This is a genomic window from Pseudoalteromonas 'SMAR' (genome assembly GCF_048515945.1).
Lineage (GTDB): Bacteria > Pseudomonadota > Gammaproteobacteria > Enterobacterales > Alteromonadaceae > Pseudoalteromonas.
Genome location: NZ_JBLWMW010000003.1, coordinates 115663 through 138044, shown reverse-complemented (window position 1 = coordinate 138044; position 22382 = coordinate 115663). Strand labels below are relative to the sequence as shown.

General features: G+C 46.7%; 15 protein-coding genes. 11 read left to right on the top strand and 4 right to left on the bottom strand.

Annotated features, from left to right (window positions below; translation table 11 throughout):
• Positions 1-66: 66 nt before the first annotated feature.
• From ACNKW2_RS02675 to ACNKW2_RS02665, 3 genes are read left to right on the top strand one after another with little or no spacing between them, the layout of a single operon-like run.
• On the top strand, positions 67-1926 hold the full coding sequence (locus tag ACNKW2_RS02675) for an alpha-amylase family glycosyl hydrolase (protein ID WP_419147169.1): 1860 nt from the start codon (positions 67-69) through the stop codon (positions 1924-1926).
• Between the two features lie 3 nt (positions 1927-1929).
• On the top strand, positions 1930-3429 hold the full coding sequence (locus ACNKW2_RS02670) for an MFS transporter (protein ID WP_419147192.1): 1500 nt from the start codon (positions 1930-1932) through the stop codon (positions 3427-3429).
• 9 nt (positions 3430-3438) lie between these two features.
• On the top strand, positions 3439-5835 hold the full coding sequence (locus tag ACNKW2_RS02665; RefSeq protein WP_419147168.1) for a glycoside hydrolase family 15 protein: 2397 nt from the start codon (positions 3439-3441) through the stop codon (positions 5833-5835).
• A gap of 136 nt (positions 5836-5971) precedes the next feature.
• Here ACNKW2_RS02665 and ACNKW2_RS02660 read toward each other — a convergent pair whose 3' ends face one another.
• Positions 5972-6991 carry a LacI family DNA-binding transcriptional regulator gene (locus tag ACNKW2_RS02660; RefSeq protein WP_419147167.1) on the bottom strand — a complete coding sequence of 340 codons (1020 nt, stop codon included), beginning with the start codon at positions 6989-6991 and terminating at the stop codon, positions 5972-5974.
• A 359-nt stretch (positions 6992-7350) separates the two neighbouring features.
• On the opposite strand from ACNKW2_RS02660, the gene glk reads away from it, so the two are divergent.
• The 6 genes from glk (at position 7351) to adk (ending at position 14317) form a co-directional block, all read left to right on the top strand.
• Positions 7351-8346 carry a glucokinase gene (gene glk / locus ACNKW2_RS02655; RefSeq protein ID WP_419147166.1) on the top strand — a complete coding sequence of 332 codons (996 nt, stop codon included), beginning with the start codon at positions 7351-7353 and terminating at the stop codon, positions 8344-8346.
• Between the two features lie 16 nt (positions 8347-8362).
• Complete coding sequence (locus ACNKW2_RS02650) at positions 8363-9382, top strand: LacI family DNA-binding transcriptional regulator (RefSeq protein ID WP_419147165.1); 1020 nt, start codon at positions 8363-8365, stop codon at positions 9380-9382.
• Between the two features lie 609 nt (positions 9383-9991).
• The gene (gene edd / locus ACNKW2_RS02645) at positions 9992-11848 is read left to right on the top strand and encodes a phosphogluconate dehydratase (RefSeq protein ID WP_419147164.1); all 1857 of its coding nucleotides are present in this window, start codon (positions 9992-9994) and stop codon (positions 11846-11848) included.
• A 14-nt stretch (positions 11849-11862) separates the two neighbouring features.
• Positions 11863-12483 carry a bifunctional 4-hydroxy-2-oxoglutarate aldolase/2-dehydro-3-deoxy-phosphogluconate aldolase gene (gene eda, locus ACNKW2_RS02640; protein ID WP_419147163.1) on the top strand — a complete coding sequence of 207 codons (621 nt, stop codon included), beginning with the start codon at positions 11863-11865 and terminating at the stop codon, positions 12481-12483.
• Between the two features lie 18 nt (positions 12484-12501).
• The gene (gene gap / locus ACNKW2_RS02635; RefSeq protein ID WP_419147162.1) at positions 12502-13506 is read left to right on the top strand and encodes a type I glyceraldehyde-3-phosphate dehydrogenase; all 1005 of its coding nucleotides are present in this window, start codon (positions 12502-12504) and stop codon (positions 13504-13506) included.
• Positions 13507-13672: 166 nt separating this feature from the next.
• Complete coding sequence (adk, locus tag ACNKW2_RS02630; protein ID WP_336566574.1) at positions 13673-14317, top strand: adenylate kinase; 645 nt, start codon at positions 13673-13675, stop codon at positions 14315-14317.
• A 124-nt stretch (positions 14318-14441) separates the two neighbouring features.
• Here adk and cmoB read toward each other — a convergent pair whose 3' ends face one another.
• Complete coding sequence (gene cmoB, locus ACNKW2_RS02625; RefSeq protein ID WP_419147161.1) at positions 14442-15410, bottom strand: tRNA 5-methoxyuridine(34)/uridine 5-oxyacetic acid(34) synthase CmoB; 969 nt, start codon at positions 15408-15410, stop codon at positions 14442-14444.
• Between the two features lie 8 nt (positions 15411-15418).
• A complete protein-coding gene (gene cmoA / locus ACNKW2_RS02620; RefSeq protein ID WP_419147160.1) occupies positions 15419-16144 on the bottom strand; it encodes a carboxy-S-adenosyl-L-methionine synthase CmoA in 726 nt (241 codons plus the stop codon).
• Between the two features lie 115 nt (positions 16145-16259).
• Here cmoA and ACNKW2_RS02615 point away from each other — a divergent pair, with 115 nt between their 5' ends.
• Complete coding sequence (locus ACNKW2_RS02615) at positions 16260-16946, top strand: DUF3334 family protein (protein WP_336566570.1); 687 nt, start codon at positions 16260-16262, stop codon at positions 16944-16946.
• Positions 16947-17302: 356 nt separating this feature from the next.
• Here ACNKW2_RS02615 and ACNKW2_RS02610 read toward each other — a convergent pair whose 3' ends face one another.
• Positions 17303-21004, bottom strand: a complete 3702-nt coding sequence (locus ACNKW2_RS02610; RefSeq protein ID WP_419147159.1) for a PAS domain-containing hybrid sensor histidine kinase/response regulator — start codon at positions 21002-21004, stop codon at positions 17303-17305.
• A gap of 103 nt (positions 21005-21107) precedes the next feature.
• On the opposite strand from ACNKW2_RS02610, the gene ACNKW2_RS02605 reads away from it, so the two are divergent.
• Entirely contained in the window at positions 21108-22217 is a 1110-nt protein-coding gene (locus tag ACNKW2_RS02605; RefSeq protein WP_419147158.1) for a response regulator, read from the top strand.
• Positions 22218-22382: the final 165 nt, after the last annotated feature.

The window sequence follows — 22382 nt, the reverse complement described above, 5'->3', positions numbered from 1 at the left end:
ATGCAGATGGTTCAATGCACCGCCATAGCCAAGTAGACTCAATTAAAACAGCATTATGACAACACTATGAAAAAGAAATCGATACTATTGGCGCTCAGCGCTTTATTCGGTGGCGCGTTAAGTTTAACCGCCTGCAGCCCACAGCAACCTAATGAGGCCCCTGAGCAGGCAAGTCTTGCCAGCCAAAGCGCAAGTCAGATCAGTAAACCTGTGGTGTATCAGGTATTCACCCGCCTGTTTGGCAACACCAAACAAGTGAACAAACCGTGGGGCACACTCGAAGAAAACGGCGTGGGTAAATTTGCCGACTTTACCCCAGCAGCACTGGCCGAAATTAAGAAGATGGGTGTCACTCATGTGTGGTATACCGGTGTGTTGCATCATGCTTTGGTCACGGACTACAGCAAGTATGGCATTAGCCAAGATGACCCTGATGTCATTAAAGGCCGTGCCGGTTCCCCCTACGCGATAAAGGATTACTATAACGTCAACCCGGATTTGGCGGTGGATCCAGCGCAGCGCTTAGCCGAGTTTGAGGCACTTATTCAGCGTAGCCATGACGCGGGACTGAAAGTGATCATTGATATTGTGCCTAACCATGTTGCACGCAATTACCAGTCATTAAATGCTCCAGCAGGTAGCCAAGACTTTGGCGCTGACGATGATACCACGGTGACGTACAGCAAAAATAATAACTTTTACTACGTTGTCGGCGAGTCGTTTGCGGTGCCACAAAGCGATGATTACCAAGTATTAGGCGGGGAGCCACACCCGCTTGCTGATGGCCAATTTAAAGAAGACCCCGCCAAGTGGACCGGCAATGGTGCCAGAGCGGCACAACCTGATATTAATGATTGGTATGAAACGGTGAAAGTGAATTATGGCGTTAAACCGGACGGCAGCTATGACTTTCCTACCTTACCAGCAGAATACGCTGAACGGGATCATCAAGCTCACTTTGAATTTTGGCAAAACAAAGCGCTACCAGACAGCTGGTATAAATTCCAAGCCATTACACAATTTTGGCTCGACAAAGGAGTCGATGGCTTTCGTTACGACATGGCAGAAATGGTGCCAGTGGAGTTTTGGAGCTTTTTAAACTCGTCAATTAAAGCAACTAATCCAGATGCCTTCTTACTGGCCGAAGTGTACAACCCAAGCTTATACCGACCTTACCTTAAGCTGGGCAAAATGGATTATCTTTACGACAAAGTTGGCTTGTACGATACCCTCAAGGTATTAATGCAAGGTCAGGGCAGTGCTCAGGCGGTACTGGATATTCATCGAAGTGTGGCCGACATTGCACCGCATATGTTGCACTTTTTAGAAAACCACGATGAACAGCGCATAGCTAGCCCAGAATTTGTTGGCGATCCAGAAAAAGGCAAGCCGGCCATGGTGGTGAGTCATTTACTCAGCCAATCCCCTTCAATGATCTACTTTGGCCAAACTGTGGGCGAGGATGGCTCGGAAGACCCTGGGTTTGGAGCACCGAGTCGCACCAGTATTTTTGACTACGTTGGTGTACCAGAGCATCAAAAGTGGATGAATAATGGCAAATTCGATGGCGCTTTGCTGTCGCCTGCACAACGAGCGTTACGGGCTTACTACATTAAGCTACTTAACATGGCGAAGCTGCCCGCTATTGCTGCCGGTGACTATGTTGCCACTGAAGTAGTCGATGACAGTGATAAAGTGGTGGCCTTTGGTCGTCAGTTAGGCCAGCAAAAAATTGTTGTGGCCAGTAACTTTGATGCAGATAACGCCCGTACTGTGACCATCCGTTTACCTAAGTCTTGGCAGGGCAAATATGCCGATATCTTAGAGGGGCAACCAGAAATTACTTTAATGCCATCTGCCGAGCAGGTGACCACAGAAATTACACTGCCGCCATTGGCCAGTGCAGTGTATCGGATAGAGAAGTAAGTGATGCAACAAGAACAACAAAAACCCAACCTGAGCTTTTGGCAAATATGGAATATGTGCTTTGGCTTTTTAGGGATCCAATTTGGCTTTGCGCTGCAAAACGGTAACGTAAGTCGTATATTCCAAACCTTAGGGGCCAAAGTAGATGATATTCCCATTCTCTGGGTAGCAGCGCCACTCACGGGTCTCATTGTGCAGCCGATCATCGGCTATTGGAGTGATAGAACTTGGGGGAGACTAGGGCGCAGAAGACCCTTTTTCCTATGGGGAGCTATCTTAACCACCTTATCGCTCTTTATTATGCCCAACTCACCTACGCTGTGGATTGCCGCCGGCATGTTGTGGGTAATGGACGCTTCTATCAATGTCACCATGGAACCCTTTCGGGCATTAGTCGGCGACAACCTCAACCAAAAGCAACGAGCCACTGGCTATTCAATGCAAAGCTTTTTTATTGGCGTGGGAGCGGTGGTGGCTTCTGCCTTACCTTGGATGATGACCAATTGGTTTGACGTCAGTAATACCGCAGCCGCTGGAGAAATTCCTGATTCCGTAAAATATGCCTTCTACTGGGGCGGGGTGATTTTATTTGTTGCGGTGATGTGGACCATCATTAAAACCAAAGAATACAGCCCAGAGCAATTGGCCGCCTTCGAGCAAGCCAGTGTGGCTGGCGAGGTAAGCGAGCAAGTTAACCAACACATTAATTACGTATTTGGGGCGCTTGCCAGCGGTGCACTTGGGGTGTTGATCTTAGCTTTAGTAGCGGGTCTTAATCTTGAAAAAGAACTGTATTTACTCAGCGGCTTGTTGATTTCATTTGCTTTGGTGTTTTTACTTGCTCACTTAATGCAACAGCAAAAACGCACCGACAACGGCTTTTACCACGTTATCTATGACTTATTCACCATGCCTAAAACCATGAAACAACTGGCTGTGGTGCAATTTTTTAGTTGGTTCTCATTGTTTGCTATGTGGATTTATACCACGGCTGCGGTCACTAGCTTTCATTATGGCACCGCTGATGTTACCTCTAAGCTCTATAACGATGGTGCAGATTGGGTTGGCGTGTTGTTTGCCGCCTACAATGGCTTCGCGGCCATCGCGGCGCTTATCATTCCAGTTATGGTGAAGCGTTTGGGATTAAAAGGTGCCCATGCCGTTAACTTAGTTTTAGGGGCAGTTGCATTGGTAAGCTTTAAGTTTATCGCCGATCCCAGCTTGTTATGGCTGCCTATGGTAGGCATCGGTTTTGCCTGGGCGTCTATCTTATCGCTGCCTTATGCGATGTTAAGTAATGCTTTGCCAAGTAATAAAATGGGCGTGTTTATGGGGATCTTTAACTTCTTTATCGTTATCCCGCAATTATTGGCCGCCAGCATTCTTGGACTCATTTTACGTCACGGATTTGATAATCAGCCTATTTTTGCGTTGATCATCGGTGGCGTGTCATTTTTATTTGCTGCATTAGCTGTATCAAGAGTCACTACGTCGGCTCAATAGGAGAACATAATGATCAAGTATTCTAAATTAGCACTTGCGTTGGTTGGCGCAGGACTTATCGGCTGTGGCAGTAATCACAGCGCCAATGAGCTTGTGGTTGCCCCAGGGGCGCCTGGCGATAAACCCTATTGGGCGTATTCAGGTAAAACCGGTATTGGCACGTCGTATGAAGCTTATGTGAACGGTCAATACAGCAATGAGGCCGACACCAAAACCGTTTCAAAAGTGTGGTTTTCTGTGGCTAAAGGCATGGTCACCGAAACCATGTTTGGCCTTATTCACCAAGCACAAATCAAAGACATGCAGTTTATTGTAACTGGCCCTGACTTTACCGTGGCAGAATCACAAAGCGATAAACTCGACGTTGAGATTGATTATTTACATAAAGACCAAGTAGGTCGGCCACTGTCACTGGCTTATAAAATCACCAGTAAAGATAAGCAAGGTCGCTTTACGCTGGAAAAGCATATCTTCACCGACCCAGATGGCCAAACCTTGTTTGTCCGTGCCAAGCTTGACAGTAACATCGAAGGGTTAAATGCCTATGTTAACGTCAACCCTTATGTCAATAATAATGGCCTCAATGACCGTGCTGCCGTGACCGAGCAGGGGCTGGTGGCGTTTGAAGGCGACAATTACTTAACCCTGCAAAGCCAGTCAGGCTTTGCCAAAGCATCGGTTGGATTTACTGGCAGCAGTGACAACCTCGAAGCGCTAAAGACAAATCAACAAATGGCAGCCAGCTACAGCACCACAGGCGACAAAGCCGGAAATGTTAATTGGTTAGCACATTTAGGCGCTGTGGATGGCAGTGCAAGCTTTGATTTAGCGCTAAGCTTTGGGCAATCACAACAAGCAAGCTTTGCTGAAGGGGCTAAAACACTGTCTCGCGGTTATGAGCAAGTACTAGCCGCCTATAATGGTGCTGGCGAACACATCGGCTGGGAAGACTATATGGCGTCACTTGAGCCGCTTGCCAACATGACAGATAACACCACGGATAATGGTAAACTGCTTTACACCAGTGCCTTGGTGCTTAAAGCGCAAGAAGATAAAACTCATGCCGGAGCCTTAATTGCGTCATTGTCGAACCCGTGGGGAGACACAGTGCCAGCAGAGCAAGGACACACCGGTTACAAGGCCGTATGGGTACGTGATTTTTATCAAGTGGCGATGGCCTTCTTAGCAATGGGTGATAGCGCCACGGCACTGACGGCGTTTGAATACCTAGAAAAAGTGCAAGTCACAGATAATACGCCAGGTAATCAAGGCGATACCGGCTGGTTCTTACAAAAAACCCATGTCGATGGTGAGTTGGAATGGGTTGGCGTGCAGCTAGACCAAACTGCCATGCCAATCATGCTCGCTTGGAAGCTTTGGCAGGCTGGGGTATTAAGCGATGACAAGCTGGTTTACTGGTACAACAAGATGCTTAAGCCTGCGGCCAACTTCCTAGTGGATGGCGGTTTGGCAAAAATCCTTTGGAATGACACCCAGATCACGCCACCGGCGACGCAGCAAGAGCGTTGGGAAGAACAAAATGGCTACTCGCCATCGACCACTGCAGCGATTATTGCAGGTCTTATCACCGCCAGTGATATTGCTAAAATAGCCGGGGATAGCGCCGCAGAGAAAAAATTCTTAGCCACTGCCAAGCAATATGACAGCCAAGTCGAAGCGTTAATGTTTACCACGGAAGGCAATTTACAAAGTGACAACAGTGATGGCCATTACTTTTTCCGTATTGGTCAAGACCAAGATCCTAACTCAAGCACGCCACTGAACAGTAACAATGGCCGCGCGGGTATGGACAAAAAGCAAATTATCGACGGTGGCTTTTTAGAGCTGGTGCGTTATGGTGTCCGTGCTGCTGATGCTCCTAGCATTGTGGCGACCATGCCAGAGTACGATGATGAGTCGATCACCGAAAACCTAAGAGTGAAATACAGCTTTAAGTTCGACGGCGACGTTAACAGCTACCCAGGCTACCGTCGTTATGGCAATGATGGTTACGGGGAAGACGAAGTACGCGGCAGCAATTACGCCGAAGGTGGTCAAAACACCGATGGTCAGCGTGGTCGCGTATGGCCGTTTTTCACCGGCGAGCGTGGCCACTACGACATTGCTGTGGCACTGCTTGATGGAAAGCTGGATAGCAGCGAACAAACGCGCATTAAAAACAGCTATGTTCGTGGTATGGAGCACTTTGCCAACGAAGGCATGATGCTACCTGAGCAAGTATGGGATGGCGTGGGCAAAAACCCATTTGGCTACACCGTAGGCGAGGGAACCAACTCAGCCACGCCTTTGGCATGGACTCATGCGGAGTATGTTAAGTTGGTGCGTTCACTGGATGCCAAGCAAGTTTGGGATCACTATCCGGTGATTGATAAAAAGTTAAAATAATCGCAACTAGCCGAAGCACACTGCTTCGGCTTTTTTATAGCCCTTGAAAGCTCGCTGAGCCAAGAAACATTTAACGCTCTGAGCGTTATACTTATTGCTCTATATTAAGCCGTTCGGCAGTGAAAGGAATATTTGCTTATCGTGACGATTGGCGAACAATTAGTTTTGGTGGCAGTAAAGTCGATGTTACGTCTTCGCCTTTGATTAATTGCAGTAAATTATCCACTAGCATTTGTCCCGCTAGGGTGGTGTTTTGTTGCACACTGGTGAGAGAAGGTGAAACGTAACTGGCGGCTGAAATATTATCAAACCCTACTACATGGACGTCATTTGGCACTCGGATCCCGGCTTCCTTTAACGCTTTCATGGCGCCGATAGCGATAAGATCGCTGGCGGCAAAAAGGGCATTAAATTTAACGTTATTGGCGATCAGTGAGCGCGTGGCATGGTAGCCTGAATCTTCGGTTGAAATGGCGTTGGCCATTTTACGGTCGCTTATCTCAATGCCTTTGGCCCGAAGGGTATCGCGAAAGCCCTTAAAGCGAGCGAAAAACTCAGGACTGTGATCGGAGGCATCGCCAATAAAAGCACAATCGGTACGAACCATGTCGATGAGATGCTTCGCCGCAAGCACGCCGCCGCCATAATTATCACAACTAACGGTGAGGTCAGGGCGGTTATCAACGCTGGCGCCCCAGCAAACAAACTTAGTGTTATTGTCCAACAGTGTTTGCAGTTTTGACTGATAATCAATGTAGTCGCCATAGCCCAGTAATATTAAGCCATCGGCACGGTGGCTGTCTTCGTAGTCGGCATGCCAGTCACTGCTTGTTGATTGAAATGATACCAGCAAGTCGTAACCTTGTTTCGCGCACGCTCGGGTGATGCTGCCGAGCATACTTAAAAAGAAAGGGTTGATCTGGGAATCATCGCCAGTAGGGTCTTCAAATAGCAATAAGGCTAGGGTACTGCTTTGCTGCGTACGCAAATTACTGGCATTTTTGTCGACCTTGTAGTTAAGCTGCTTGGCGATTTCATGCACACGTCTGCGGGTCTCTTCACTGACCAGCGGGCTATTTCTCAAAGCTCGTGACACTGTAGATTGTGATACCCCAGCATAATGGGCAATATCAAAAGAAGTTGCTTTACCTTTCATGTTTTTCTCAACGCTTCGGACTACCGCATTTTGCGGTATTCAATATTTTTTTCAACCAATTTAAGAGAAATTGCAAATTTTTATTGAACCAAGCTGACACCGGTGTCATACTAGTGGCGTTTTATCATTTTGTTGTCAAAACGTATTTGGCTGCCCTTTGCCGAGGGCAGCTCTTTTTTTCCAATGGTTTCTTAATTGGTAAAAAAACTAAGCCAAGGCGTGCAAATTTTTGGCGGTTAAAGACAATAAGAATGCAGGACATGTGCTGGCAGCGCAAGTGTTAGCCCAACCGAAATGGAGACGTGCTGACAGTGCAATGGTTAGCACAAGCATCAATGCAGTGATAAAGAGATAATAATATGAGCCAGACAACAAGCCATTCATCCGTGCCGTTTGAGCCGATTGTCGTCGCCGACATCGGAGGAACAAACGCAAGATTTGCAATCGTGTCAGATTTTGATGCGACCACCCGACGTTTTTCCATCACCCATCAAAGCACTTTCCCAAGCGCTGATTTCCAGTCTTTTGAAGCCGCTATCCAAAAATATTTAACTGAGCTACCTGTAACCCGACCCAGACGTGCATGTCTTGCGGTAGCAGGACCAATCAAGTCGCAGCAAGTTCATTTAACTAATTTAGGTTGGCATTTCAATTCAGAAGACATTAAAGCTCAGTTCGATTTTGCCGAGTTTGCGGTGATCAATGATTTTGCCGCGTTTGCTTTTGCTGCTCCTTATTTGGCGCTAGACAAAAACCTAGTGGTGAAACAAGGACAACCGGAGTTGGGTGCAAACATTGGCGTGATGGGGCCAGGTACCGGCTTCGGCGCCGCTTGTTTGGCGCGCGATATTAATGGCACAGCGGTGATGAGCTGTGAAGCTGGTCATATTTCATTGGCACCGGTTACCGAACTAGACAAAGATTTGATGGCGGTGTTACGCGCCAATACGCAACATGTTTCCATTGAAACCGTATTCTCAGGCCCCGGCATCGCTCGGCTTTACAAAGCCATGGCGGAAGTACGTGGGGAGCAAGCCAAAGATCTTAATGCCGCTCAGATCAGTGCTCTGGCGAATGAATGTGCCATTTGTGATGCAACATTAAGTCACTTTTGTGATTGGTTTGGCAGCGTAGCTGGCGATTTAGCCTTGACCTTTGGTGCCTTAGGTGGGATTTATATTGGCGGTGGCATACTGCCGCGGATGCAGTCTCGCTTGCAGGCAAGTAGTTTCGTTGAGCGCTTTACCGAAAAAGGCATGATGTCACAATACACCAGCCAAATTCCAGTAACGCTGGTGGTAGAAGATAATATTCCTTTAATTGGCGCGGCGGCGTGTTTGCACCAGCGCCAGTAAGGTTAGGAAGTCGAAGATGAAAAAAGTAACCATTAATAGCGTGGCTGAATATGCGGGAGTGTCGAAAAAAACCGTATCTCGAGTGCTAAACAACGAGCCTAACGTCAGTGCTGCTACCCGAGAAAAAGTGCTAAAAGTATTTGAAGAACTCAATTACAAACCCAACCCTATTGCCCGGGGCTTAGCACAAAACCGCAGTTTTATTATTGGTTGCCTTTATGACAATCCGTCAAAGAGTTATATCACTCGAGTGCAAAGTGGTGCACTGGAGGCATGTCAGCAGCACAGTTATAACCTGCTGATCCACCCTTGTGAGCTACGCGGACAGGCACTGATAGACAATGTCGATCAGCTACTTACCACCTCTCGCTTAGATGGTTTGGTATTAACGCCGCCGTTTTCAGACTCCCAAGAACTCATTGCCTTTTTAAAACAGCGCAAGGTGCCTTACGCTCGAGTGGCATCGGCTATTGAAGACGATGAATCGATATCGGTGCGCAGCAACGATGAACAGGGGGCCTTTGAGCTCACTGAGCATTTGATCAAGCTCGGGCATCGAGATATTGCTTTTATCAAAGGTCACCCCGATCACAGTGCCACTGAGAACCGTTTTTCAGGCTATCAAAAAGCTTTAGCGAAACATGGTATTGAGTTCAACCCGAAAATGGTGGCAGAGGGTAACTTTAGTTATCACTCTGGTGCTGACAGCGCCAAAGAGATTCTTGATTTGTCGCCGCGCCCCAGTGCCGTATTCGCATCGAACGATTACATGGCGGCGGCGGTATTAAAAATGGCGACTCAGCGTGAAATAAAAGTTCCTGAACAGCTGTCCATTGCCGGATTCGATAATGCACCAATAGCACGGCATATTTGGCCTGGGCTGACCACCATTGCGCAGCCGGTAGAAGAGATGACTCGTACCGCAGTGGCAGAGCTAATTAAACAAATAGCAGAGCCGCAAAGCGAGCCATTCCAGCAGGTGCTAGAGGCCAAACTCATCACCCGCGAGTCGACGCAAGCGTTGACCCAGAACTAGTTTCAATTTTTTATACTTGCCCCAAAGCCCAACGCTTCGTCGTTGGGCTTTTTATTGCTTTTACTCTGAGAATACACTGGTGCAAGGTCACTCAGTGAGTGTTATTAATCATCTCTAAAGGTGTCACTTATCACCTCAGTGGGTGTTACTTATTATCTGAGTGGGTGTCACTTATCAGTTCAGTGGATGTCACTTATCGTTCAGTGGATGTCTCTCATTATCTTTATCTAAGTGGGTGTCTCTCATTATCTTTATCTAAGTGGGTGTCTCTCATAATGCCATCGTATATATAGCACCTTATCTATCCGCTTATGGTGGCGCTGGAGACTTCAGTGGCCGGTTATTTTAGTGCTTCGATATCGATTTTTAAGATAATAAAGGCGGTTATAATTTGGTCATTTAAAAAAGTTAGACTAAATTTATAGGAAAGGTTGACACCGGTGTCAGATTTATGAGTAAATACAGTGACACCGGTGTCAGGTTGGGGTGAGAGACAACCTGATAGCGTACCTTTGAACGGGTAAATCAAAGCTGCTCTGTACAAGGATTGCCACGAATGCTGGCAATCGTGCAGAGCCTTTTTCCTCTAACACTTAGAGAGTCAGTACTATGTTGCATCCACGAATTCAGGAAGTTACCGAACGCGTCATTGAGCGAAGCAAAGCAACACGTCAAGCCTATCTAGCTCGAATCCAACAAGCAAAAAAACAAACGCGCGTAAGAGCGGGACTGGGCTGTGGAAACCTTGCACACGTTATGGCTGCATGTTCTAGCAGTGATAAAGCTCGATTAAAAGAAGATGAGCAGCCAAACCTTGGCATTATTAACGCCTATAACGATATGTTATCGGCGCATGAACCGTATAAAGAATATCCCGATTTAATTAAAGCTGTGGCCAATAAATTTGATGCCTCGGCGCAAGTGGCTGGCGGTGTACCAGCCATGTGTGACGGCGTAACTCAAGGCCGTGATGGCATGGAACTGTCGCTGTTTTCTCGCGATGTGATTGCCATGTCAACTGCCGTGGCGCTGTCACACGATGTATTCGATGGTGTGTTTTGTCTCGGTGTGTGCGACAAAATCGTACCGGGATTACTAATAGGTGCCTTATCTTTTGGTCACTTACCCGTTTACTTTTTACCAGCAGGTCCAATGCAGTCTGGTATTCCAAATAAAGAAAAAGCCCGTGTTAGACAAAAGTTTGCACAGGGGTTAGTGAGCCGCGACGAGCTGCTTGAAGCGGAAAGTGCTTCGTATCACAGTGCCGGTACTTGTACTTTCTATGGTACTGCCAACTCCAACCAAATGCTCATGGAGATCATGGGTCTGCATTTACCAGGCAGCTCATTCATTAATCCATACACAGAGCTCAGAGATGGCCTGACTGCCAACGCAGTAGAAACAATGCTGCAACAATTACTCGATGGTAAGCGTGGCAATGCTTTGGCTGATATTGTCAGCGAGAAAACCGTTATTAATGGCTTGGTGGGCTTACTGTCTACCGGTGGCTCGACCAACCATGCGATTCACTTAGTGGCCATGGCGAAAGCAGCCGGGGTGCAAATCACGTGGAAAGACATGGCGGATCTGTCTGAAGTGGTGCCGTTACTGACGCGTATTTATCCTAACGGCCATGCCGACGTAAACCATTTCCAAGCCGCAGGTGGTATGGGCTTCTTGATGCGTGAATTGCGTGATGCTGGCTTCTTGCACAACGACGTTAAAACCATTGTGGGCGAAGGGTTAGACGATTACACCATGGAGCCTATGCTGGACGTTGATAACAATGTCATCATGACCGATTCACAAGGTCCTGCAAAAGTAAAATGGGTGCCAGTACCAGAAAAATCACTAGACGAAGAAGTCCTTCGCCCGGTATCGCAGCCATTCCATAAACAAGGCGGCTTACAGCTTCTTAACGGCAATCTTGGTAAAGCGGTGATCAAGGTATCAGCGGTGCAAGAGCAACACCAAACCGTGACTGCTCCGGCTAAAGTATTTAGTTCACAAGGTGAGTTACAAGAAGCGTTCAGTGCTGGCAAGTTGAATCAAGACTTTATCGCTGTCATTAAAGAGCAGGGGCCGAAAGCCAAAGGGATGCCTGAGCTGCATAAGCTCACTCCAGTAATGGCAACACTTCAAGACCAAGGCTTTAAAGTGGCGATTGTCACTGACGGACGCATGTCTGGAGCATCAGGAAAAGTACCTGCGGCCATCCACCTAGCACCTGAAGCGGTTGAAGGGGGCCCTATTGCGAAAATCCACGAAGGCGACTTAGTCACCCTGGATGCACCGAAAGGCGAGCTGTTTGTGCATGTTTCTGATGAAGAGATGGCGCAGCGCGAGCTACAGATTTCGGATCAAACACAAACGTTTGGTACCGGTCGAGAATTATTCTCTGGCTTTAGAACAATGGTGAGTAGCGCCGACCAAGGGGCATGCTCATTTGGGATTGAAGAACAATAACACTGGGAATGAGCATGAACATCAAAGAGATCTTAACTGCTGCACCTGTGGTGCCAGTGATAGTGATTGAAAACTTAGAAGATGCGGTGCCACTGGCAACGGCATTGTTTAACGGTGGCCTACGTGCGCTGGAAGTGACGCTAAGAACACCTGTGGCTGCTCAAGCTGTAAAAGACATCAAAGCAGCACTGCCAGAAGCCTTTGTTGGCACCGGCACTGTGGTAGACCAAGCGACATTTGCGGCCTCGGTAGAGGCGGGGGCCGACTTTATGGTGAGCCCTGGCACCAATGACGCACTTTTAGCGCTTGCAAAAACCACCGACATTCCATTTCTTCCGGGCGCAGCAACGCCCAGTGAAGTGATGAAACTTGCGGCAGAAGGGTTTGAGTTTTTGAAGTTTTTCCCTGCAGAAGCGGCAGGTGGGGCGCCGATGTTAAAGTCGATTGCGGGCCCAATTCCACAGGTTAAATTCTGCCCAACGGGAGGCATTTCGTTGGCAACTGCACCTAAGTATTTGGCACTGGACAATGTGGTTTGTGTCGGCGGTACTTGGATGCTTGATAAAGCGCTTATCGCCAACAAAGACTGGCAAGCCATTGAAGCACTTGCAAAACAAGCAAGTGAAGTTAAATAGATTTAGGGGACAGTTATCATGATTAATATCGCAATTAATGGCTATGGCCGTATCGGTCGCAATGTACTTCGCGCATTATATGAATCAGGCCAAAACCAAGAGATTAAAGTGGTTGCTATTAACGATTTAGCGCCAGCCAATGTCAATGCCCATTTGACTCAGTTCGATTCCGTACACGGTCGTTTTGGCGAACAAGTGGCTCTAAATGGTGACACTTTGGTAATAGGTAGCGATGAAATTACCCTGACTCAGGAGCGCGACCCAGCGGCATTACCTTGGAAAGCGTTGAACGTCGATATCGTACTTGAGTGTACAGGCCTATTCACCTCGCGTGAGGCGGCAGCAAAGCACATTGAAGCGGGCGCTAAGAAAGTCATTGTATCGGCACCAGGCACAGATATGGATGCTACGGTTGTGCATGGCGTGAACAGCGAAGTGTTAAACGCTGATTCGACTATTATCTCCAATGCTTCTTGTACTACTAACTGTTTGGCGCCGATTGCTAAAGTATTGAATGACAATATTGGCATTGAACAAGGCAGCATGACCACCATCCATGCTTACACCAATGACCAAAACCTTTCTGATGTGTATCACAAAGATTTATACCGCGCACGTAGCGCCACGCAGTCGATGATCCCAACCAAAACGGGAGCGGCTAAAGCGGTTGGCCTAGTCCTTCCAGAGCTGGCAGGTAAGCTAGACGGGATGGCAGTACGCGTACCAACGATTAATGTCTCTTTAGTCGATCTTACTTTTATCGCCAAGCGTGACACCTCTGCAGAAGAAGTGAATGCTGCCATTAAGGCGGCTGCAACCGGAGCCATGTGTGAGATTCTTGAGTACAATGAGCTGCCGTTGGTGTCCATTGACTTTAATCACAATCCTGCGTCATCAGTGTTTGATTCTACGCAAACCAAAGTGGATGGTAAGCTGGTAAAAGTAATGGCTTGGTATGACAATGAATGGGGCTTCTCGTGCCGCATGCTTGACCAAGTGAAAGCACTGGGCGCATTTTTATAAGCTCAATAAAATCAGCAAAAGCTCTGCTTAATCGCAGAGCTTTTTTGTTTTAAGCGCAAAAAACGCCGTTTCAGCTAAGCAATTAGTATAAGTTCCTTGAGAAACGGCGGCGCATATGGAAAAATTCACCACACAAACAGCAATAACTCTAAACGAGGATTTAATTATGCGCATCATCTTGCTTGGCGCACCGGGTGCAGGTAAAGGCACTCAAGCTCAGTTTTTAATGGATAAGTATGGCATTCCGCAGATCTCTACTGGAGATATGCTTCGTGCTGCAATCAAAGAAGGCACGCCGCTAGGTCTGGAAGCGAAAAAGGTAATGGATGCAGGGCAGTTAGTGTCTGACGAGATCATCATTGGTTTGGTGAAAGAGCGTATCGCCAAAGAAGACTGTGCTAATGGTTTCTTGCTAGATGGTTTCCCGCGTACGATCCCTCAAGCAGACGCAATGAAAGAAAACGGCATCAAAGTGGATCACGTGATCGAGTTTGATGTTGCCGATGAAATCATTGTTGAGCGTATGAGCGGTCGCCGTGTACACCCAGGCTCTGGACGTGTATACCACATCGTTTATAACCCACCTAAAGTGGAAGGCAAAGACGATGTCACTGGTGAAGACCTTATTATCCGTGATGACGATACTGAAGAGACGGTACGTAAGCGTCTTGCTATTTACCATGAGCAAACTAAGCCATTGGTTGATTACTACAGCAAAGAAGCCCAAGCTGGCAACACTCAGTACCATAAACTTGACGGTACTCAAGCGGTTGAAGCGGTAAGCAAACAACTAGCTGAATTACTAGGCTAATACCAAGCTGTGATGAGTCACTTAATACATGCCTAAAATAGGGCATTTAATTAAGTAAATTGGTATAAAAAGGGGCTGCTGAGCCCCTTTTTTGCGTGTTATGAACGCTCTTAAGCTGATGTGTTTACGCTGTGGCGACAACAATAGCCCGCAGCGGAGCAGGGTAACCCTCAATGGTTTTACTGGGGTCGTCAGGGTCAAGGAAGTCAGCCAGAGACTCCGTTGTCATCCAATCGGTTTGGCGTTGCTCTTGCAGCGAAGTGACGTCTTTATTAACCACTTTAATGTCTTTAAAGCCCACGCGTTCAAGCCATAAAGTGAGGGCATCGCAGCTAGGAATAAACCAAACGTTGCGCATCTTAGCGTAGCGGTCGGTGGGTACCAGCACCGTATTAACATCGCCTTCAATAACTAAGGTTTCGAGTACCAGCTCACCGCCTTTGCGTAATTGTGCTTTTAACTGGGCTAAAAAGTCGATTGGCGAGCGGCGATGGTATAATACGCCCATAGAGAAAACGGTATCAAATGCTTTTAACTCAGGCAGCTGCTCTACACCGAGTGGTAATAAATGCACTTGGGGATCCGGGTTATAGTGTTTAATCGCCTGAAATTGACATAAGAATAAGTCAGAAGGATCAATGCCGACCACCAGTTCTGCACCTGCGCCGCGCATACGCCACAGGTGGTAGCCTGAGCCGCAACCAATATCGAGCACGGTACGGTTGCTTAAATCACTAATGTGAGGAAGGAGGCGATCCCATTTCCAATCGCTGCGCCACTCAGTATCGATATGGATGCCGTGTAAATGAAAAGGGCCTTTGCGCCAAGGCATCATGCGCTTGAGTAAATGCGTCAGCTGCTTTTGATGACCTTCACTGATACCTTGGCCATGGCCAATTTCTACCTTGGTGGTGATATCAACATGATCATGGGGCAGTTCTGGTAGGTTTTTTAGCACTTTTTCCCACTTTGGCCAATCCCCGTGCTGTGCTTCTTTTTGCCAGTGACTGAGCTGGGCGGGCAAGGTTTCAAGCCAATGACTGAGCGAGGTTTTCGCTATGGTGGCATAAAAATCGGTAAACCAGTTGTTCATATTCGCCTCTATTTAATTGCTACCATGGAGCAGAAGTTAAAGCATTGATACCAGAGCTGAGTTTGGCTAAAGCCAATGTCTTCTAAGCGCTGTAAATGGGTGCTCAGTGAGTCTGTGCGCATGACGTTTTCGATGGCTGTGCGCTTTTGGCTGATCTCCAGTTCGGAATAGCCATTGTGGCGTTTAAAGTCGTGATGTAAATCTATGAGCAAATTATCTTTAATGTCGTTCTCGCCGCGGATCTTTTCACTCAGCAATAGTACGCCACCAGGCTTTAACCCCTGAAAGATTTTTTCTAGGACGGCATAGCGTAACTCCGCAGGGATAAATTGCAGGGTAAAGTTCATAGCTACCACCGAGGCATTACGAATAGCAATATCTGTGATGTCGCCAAGCTCAACCTTAACCGGCACATCCGACTTAAACCCTTGTAAGTGCAATTTACAGCGCTCCACCATAGGGGCGGAATTATCAACAGCAATGATTTGGCAGTTTTCTTTGTCTATGTTGCGACGCATACTTAACGTCACTGCACCTAAAGAGCAGCCTAAATCATACAAATTAGAATTACTTTGTGCGTAGCTTCCAGCCAATTTGCCCATGGTGCTTACAATCGTGGCATAGCCAGGCACAGAGCGCTGGATCATATCGGGGAAGACTTCCACGACATTTTCATCAAAAGTAAAGTCTTTCACAGCCTGCTCGGTGGCATAAATACTATCTTTGCCCGTCACATCAAATCTCTCTTTAAAAATAATCTCGCTATTTTAGCATTTTATGCTGGATAGTCAGTGATAAATTCAGTAGCTTGGCTACTATTAATGATAAGAAGTAAAAATGAGACAAAAAATGGCGAAAAATAAAGTGATTAGTACAGAAGACATCCTTTCAACGCTATGCCACTCAGTAACCGAAGTACTGTCGTCGGCGAGCGGCAACCAAATTAGTTATTCTGCTATGGTGCAGAAAATCACCCGCACTTGCATGCGCCCCGATATTGGCTGTTTTGTGTTATTTGACGGCGGCTTTACTGGCTTGGTGGTAACCAACTTTACTGGCCAAGCGGCGATGGAAGTGTACACCGACTACATGCGCAATATGGGCATGCCGGAGGAAGAAATTGCCTCCAGTCACTTGTCGGATGACGTAGCCAATGTGCTGGGTGAGTTGATGAACCAGATTGTTGGCGACTTTACCAACAAAGTGCGGGAGCAACTGCATACATCAATCACTCAAAACCAACCAAAAATGATGGCTATTAATAAGCAGGTGCAGATTTCAGTGGACACCACCATGGATCGACCGCAAGCCAGAAGAGTGACATTCACGACCCAAGGGCAGAATATTTTCTACCTTGAGCTGGCGATGGATAAAACGGAATTCATCAAATTGCACGATTTTGATATCGCTGAAGCGGTAGACCCAGATGACATCATTGCCAGTCAGGCAGAAAGCAAAAAGAAGTCAGTAGCCAAGGATGACAAAGCAAGCGATGACGTTGCCGATGATGATTTTATGAATGATTTAGGACTTTAATCGTCATCAGTTAGATGCTAAAGGTGTCAGTTATTACGGCACCTTCTTTAGTTGTGATTGGTAGTAGCGTTTTTTTTGGGGGGTTATTTAGCAAATTACAAGAACTTATTGCCAAGAAATAATGGTAACGCCGTCAGCGTCAAATACTCCCTTAAATTGAGCAAGTCTTTTGCTGATAGGTTAACAGCTTGGTGTCGCTTTTTTGGGTATATTCTAGAGATACCTGACCCTCTTATGCCTCTTCAGCTGATGTTTCGCTATGGTTCTTTTGCTGTGAGCTTGTGTGTTCGAGCCCTTAACTATGCCAACCGGGTGGAATGCAAAAAATTGCTATTTCTAGATTTAGGGTCGACTGCTTAACTGTCGCTGCTCAGTTGTGCGGCTTCACCGACAGGTTGAATAGCCGTTAGCAGCGATAATGCTTCATTGTATTCAAATCGTGCTACTGCGGTTTTTAGCTGCTCTAATTCGACTTCGTCTAGATAGGGGCCAACATCAATGGTGGCTATGATCTCAGTGGCTTGAGTGTCATAATCACGCAGCGCGCAAGCCAGTTTAACTAAATCCTGTAGCTGAGATTCATCATTGCTGGTGTTGCTGATGGCGTGATTAAGTATTTTACTGCGTTGTTTCTGGCATTGCTCGAGTGCGTATTTCACGTATTTAATGAGTTCATCGATGTCAGCGGCTGATGGTGGACTGGTCGTTAACGTGGCTTCAATGTGTTTAAATGCCTCAGTGAGTTTAACGATAGAAAGGTTCGCACTGGCACCTTTCAAAGCATGTAACATGTTCCGAACGAGTTCATAGTCTTCAATTGCTAGCGCTTGCTTTAAGTTAATTAGCTCTTCGACTTGCTGCGACAGAAACTTCTCTAGAATATCAAAATACACTTGTTGATTGCCAGCGGCTCGGGTGACCCCTTCATTGATATCGATGCCAGTAAAATCAACAGTTTCTTCCGGCTCTGCTGTTTTTGATTCTGCGTGTGTGTGGTTTATTGGTGCAGAGTTATCGCGGTCGAGGCCGTTGTTGCAGTGTTGTGCTATGGTTTCGATTAATTGTTTTACGTCGATGGGTTTGGCAACATGGCCATTCATCCCCGCCGCTAAACAGGCTTGAATATCCTGCGTCATGGCATTTGCCGTCATGGCTAAAATGGGCAGTGAATCTGCTGGGTACTGTTCTCGTAGTTTGAGTGTTGCGGTGATGCCATCCATAACCGGCATTTGCATGTCCATTAAAATGATATCTACGGCATTTTCTGTGGCCTTTTGTAGGGCTTGTTCGCCATTATCGGCGACAATGACACTGGCGCCATAACTGCTGAGAATTTCTACCGCGATTTCTTGGTTTACGGGCTGATCCTCGGCAACTAATATCATCATGCCATCAAGGGTATCTGTCGCTATGGTATGGTTATTAGGATGAATATGCTGACGTGCAGACACCGTATCAAACAGCGTACTCTGTATGACATCAACAAGATTAGAAGGGGTTAATGGTTTTAGTAACACCCCATCTATGAGTGCAGATTGTGCTGCGGTTAAACTCAATTCACGGCCATATGCCGTGACTAAAATAAATCGAGTTTCACTGTGGCTAGGGAGTTGTTTGAGCTTGGAGATTAACTCCAAGCCGTCCATTGCTGGCATATGCCAATCGACAATATACAGGCTCTGGACGTACTCGCTGAGCATGGCATGATTGAGCGCTTCATTGGGGTCAGTAAATGCCGTCACTGGCATAGAAAAGTTGCTCAACATGCCTGCTAACACATCTAAAGCGTGCTGATTGTCATCGACGATGGTGACCTGATGTTGAGCGAATTGCGCGGTGTTAGCTGGTTGCAAAGCATTGGATTCAGCTAATGGCAACAGTAAGGTAAAATAAAACTCTGAGCCTATCCCTTGCTCGCTTTCGACGTAGATTTCTCCGCCCATCAACTTAACCAACTGTTGAGAAATGGTCAGACCCAAACCTGTGCCGCCGTAGCGCCTGGTGATAGAAGTATCGGCTTGAGAGAAAGATTGAAACAAACTCTTTTGTTGCTGTTTCGACATCCCAATACCTGAGTCTTTAACGCTAAATTTGATTTTGGCATTATCCTGTTTGGTGGCGAGCGCCGTTACTTGGATAACTACCTCACCGGATTCGGTAAATTTCACCGCGTTCCCTGCCAGATTCACCAATACCTGAGTCAAACGAAATTGATCGCCTATTAAGGCACTAGGGAGCTCAGGGTCAACATCAAAAACCAGTTCTAACTGCTTCTCTTGTGCTTTGATACTGACAATGGTGGCAACGCTATCCATAAGCTTTTCAAGGGTAAAAGGCTCATGTTCTAATTCCACCTTACCGGCTTCAATTTTAGAAAAATCTAAAATATCATTAATCAAACGCAGTAGCTGCTTAGCTGCACTATCTATTTTGGTAATATAGTCATGCTGCTTTGCATTTAAGTCGGTGGCCAATGCCAAGTGTGACATACCAATAATCGCGTTCATTGGGGTTCTGATCTCATGGCTCATATTGGCTAAGAACTCGCCCTTGGCTTTTGCCGACTCTTGAGCATTGTCTTTGGCCTCGATCAATTCGCGTTGTAACTGATTTCGCTCAGAGACATCCAAAAACATACCGACCACACCGGCCACGTCTCCCTCGCGGTTAAAAAACGGCGCTTCGTAGACAATCAGCTCTTTGTTTTGTTGCTGGCCATCTAACATGGTCACTTCGTAGGTGTGTGCTTGTGCTGAATCAATAATTTCTTGCGCTTTTGCCGCGAATAGATTGGCTGTGCCAAGTTCAAACACCTGTTCGAGTTTGGCCCCGATGACATCCACTTCAAATTGATCAAGCAAGGTCAAAAAAGCTTGATTGACCCCCATAAAGGCGCCAGAGGTATCTCGGTAGTAGGTGGGGTTTGGGATCGCATTAATAATATGGTTCGTCAGCTCAAGTTGCTCACTGAGGGCCGCTTCGGTTTGCTGCTGCTTCTCCATGTTTTCATTGACTGCCAAGGCTAAACTCAGGTCTTTGCAGAGGTATTGCAGTGTATCGAATTGGTTGTCGCTGAGCACTTCACTGCTGGCAACCAGTAAAATGTATTTTACTTGACTGCCAACACTTAATGGCAAGGAGTAGCGCGCCGCTATTTTTATTTCCTGCCCATCTTGCCTGAGCCACAGTGGCGCAATTTGTTGTAACGCTTGATTTTGTGTCACCGACTGATTGAGTTGTTCAGCGACAACGGCGTAGGCTGGCACTAAGCCGACGCTGGCATCGACACTAAGAGAGTGGTTGTCATGCTGTAAATACAAGCTAACACTGGGGCTATTGAATTGCTTGGCAACAAAGGCTAATCCGTGTTTAACGATGGCAGTGGAGCCCGATAAGGCTTTTAGTTCACGATTATAACGCTCTATGACTGCTGCTAATTCGAGACGTTGCTGCTGAACTTGTGTGGCAGATTCAATGGCGGTGGTTAAGCGGCGGATATCAGCGTCTCTGGCCTGCGGTAGTTTTGTCACCCCATGGCTGTAGTGTGATCGCTCTTTAAGGGCATTAATAACACGATATAACGGTGCAAAATGCTTGGTACGCATAAACCAGATGTACCAAATCAGAGTGATGGTTAATATAAATAGGGCAATAGCGGTAATGCTCAATGTCCGCATACTCTGAGCGTTAGCACGCTGTTGTGTTGTTTGCAGGTGGTAATCCAGTTGCGACATGCGATTTTTATAGTCTTGAGGGAGTGGGGGTAGCCCGCTTTGAGCAGCTTGCCATTGATGAACTAACTGTTGTTGGCTGATGAAAATCCCCTGAAGCAGCTCGGAGTCTGGCGCTTGGTCTGGGTAAAAGTGTAATTGCGTTAACAACTGTTTGTTTTGGCGTAACTGATATTGCTTTAATAATAAATGGTTTTGCTGTGCTTGATAATACTGCTTTAGGGCCTGTTGGGGATGAAAGATCACAAACTGAGCCAGCGATACGCTACCAAGAAAAATGATAATGGTGATAACAGCTAACCAACTAAGCTGAGCTTTTGCAGACATAAGTTATTATTTAGGCATACATTTATAATTAACCATAGTCGCGATATGTAAATTCTCAAGCTATGCTGGTAGAAGTCTTAGCAGCAAGGAACCAGAGTAAACCATGCCTGAGATCTTAATCGTTGATGATAGGCCTGAAAACCTTCAGGTGCTACAGCTGATCTTGCGTAAAGAAGGCTTTAAAGTGTTGGCTGCAACCGGTGGCGAGTTGGCGCTGAGTATTATTAATAAGCGGCAGCCTGCGTTATTGATCACCGATATGAAAATGCCCCAAATGTCAGGGCTTGAACTGTGTAAAATAGTGAAATCAGATCCCCTGAAAAAAGACATTCCGGTTATGTTTGTCAGTGCTTATGACGACAGTGACAGCATTGTCGAAGCGTTTGCGGCTGGTGGCGTCGACTATATTACCAAACCGTATAAGCCCAGCGAAATCATTGCTCGAGTAAAGACTCAGTTCAAATTATTAGAAGGGCAAAAGCTGGCAGTTAAACAACAAATATCCAGTGCCATAAGCCAGATGGTGATGGGGATTGCCCACGAGATAAATACGCCATTAGGCACCAGTATTACCTCCAATACCTTTTTGGAGGAAGTGACCAAAGAATTGTCTGTGGCATTAGAGCTCGGCACCTTAACTCAAGAAGGCCTGGCCGCGGGTCTAGAGCAAATTAACCACAGCAGTGTATTGTGTAGTCGTAATTTAGATAAAGTGGCGAAGTTTGTGGCATTGCTTAAGTCGGTATCTCAGTCTCAACGGGAAAGCGAACTGCAAGCCACTAATTTACAACAGCTGGTAGAGCGGTTGGCAAGAAATTATGACTCTGCGGCGGTGGAGTTAGATTTTACTGGTGTTAATCAGGACGAGTTTATTTGCGATGTTAACGCGTTACTGGAAGTATTAGGACACTTAATTGAAAACTCAATGGCACACGCTTGGCAAGTCACAACCGGAGCGGTGAAAATACAGTTTACCCTTACAGAAAAACACTTAGCCGTTGTCTACTCCGATGGCGGTGATGGACTACAAGGGATCGATAGCCAAGATTTATTGCAGCCCTTTGTTACCACCAAACGAGGTAATTCTGGCCACGTCGGGCTAAGCGCAAATTTAGCTGCGAACTTAATTTCGGGGGCGCTTGGAGGGGAGTATCGGATCACTGATGACCATGGCTTAACTTGGCATATTGATATTCCATTGCCGTTTCAGTAACAAGCACAATACTAAATATGAGTTGATCTGAGTCAAAATAGGGGGGATGTCACACGCTAAGCGGACATAAGTCCTTATTTATTGCCGGCGATTTCAATAAGCTCGCCGGCTGTTAATACATATTCTTTGAAGTGGCCAGACACGGCTTAATTAAAAAGCCCAGTG

Bases quoted from the DNA above. Each gene is read 5' to 3' on its own strand.
- adk (WP_336566574.1), top strand. From the start codon at position 13,673: ATGCGCATCATCTTGCTTGGCGCACCGGGTGCAGGTAAAGGCACTCAA.
- ACNKW2_RS02660 (WP_419147167.1), bottom strand. From the start codon at position 6,991: ATGAAAGGTAAAGCAACTTCTTTTGATATTGCCCATTATGCTGGGGTA.
- edd (WP_419147164.1), top strand. From the start codon at position 9,992: ATGTTGCATCCACGAATTCAGGAAGTTACCGAACGCGTCATTGAGCGA.
- ACNKW2_RS02670 (WP_419147192.1), top strand. From the start codon at position 1,930: ATGCAACAAGAACAACAAAAACCCAACCTGAGCTTTTGGCAAATATGG.
- ACNKW2_RS02665 (WP_419147168.1), top strand. From the start codon at position 3,439: ATGATCAAGTATTCTAAATTAGCACTTGCGTTGGTTGGCGCAGGACTT.
- ACNKW2_RS02615 (WP_336566570.1), top strand. From the start codon at position 16,260: ATGGCGAAAAATAAAGTGATTAGTACAGAAGACATCCTTTCAACGCTA.
- glk (WP_419147166.1), top strand. From the start codon at position 7,351: ATGAGCCAGACAACAAGCCATTCATCCGTGCCGTTTGAGCCGATTGTC.
- ACNKW2_RS02605 (WP_419147158.1), top strand. From the start codon at position 21,108: ATGCCTGAGATCTTAATCGTTGATGATAGGCCTGAAAACCTTCAGGTG.
- gap (WP_419147162.1), top strand. From the start codon at position 12,502: ATGATTAATATCGCAATTAATGGCTATGGCCGTATCGGTCGCAATGTA.
- eda (WP_419147163.1), top strand. From the start codon at position 11,863: ATGAACATCAAAGAGATCTTAACTGCTGCACCTGTGGTGCCAGTGATA.
- ACNKW2_RS02675 (WP_419147169.1), top strand. From the start codon at position 67: ATGAAAAAGAAATCGATACTATTGGCGCTCAGCGCTTTATTCGGTGGC.
- cmoB (WP_419147161.1), bottom strand. From the start codon at position 15,410: ATGAACAACTGGTTTACCGATTTTTATGCCACCATAGCGAAAACCTCG.
- ACNKW2_RS02650 (WP_419147165.1), top strand. From the start codon at position 8,363: ATGAAAAAAGTAACCATTAATAGCGTGGCTGAATATGCGGGAGTGTCG.
- ACNKW2_RS02610 (WP_419147159.1), bottom strand. From the start codon at position 21,004: ATGTCTGCAAAAGCTCAGCTTAGTTGGTTAGCTGTTATCACCATTATC.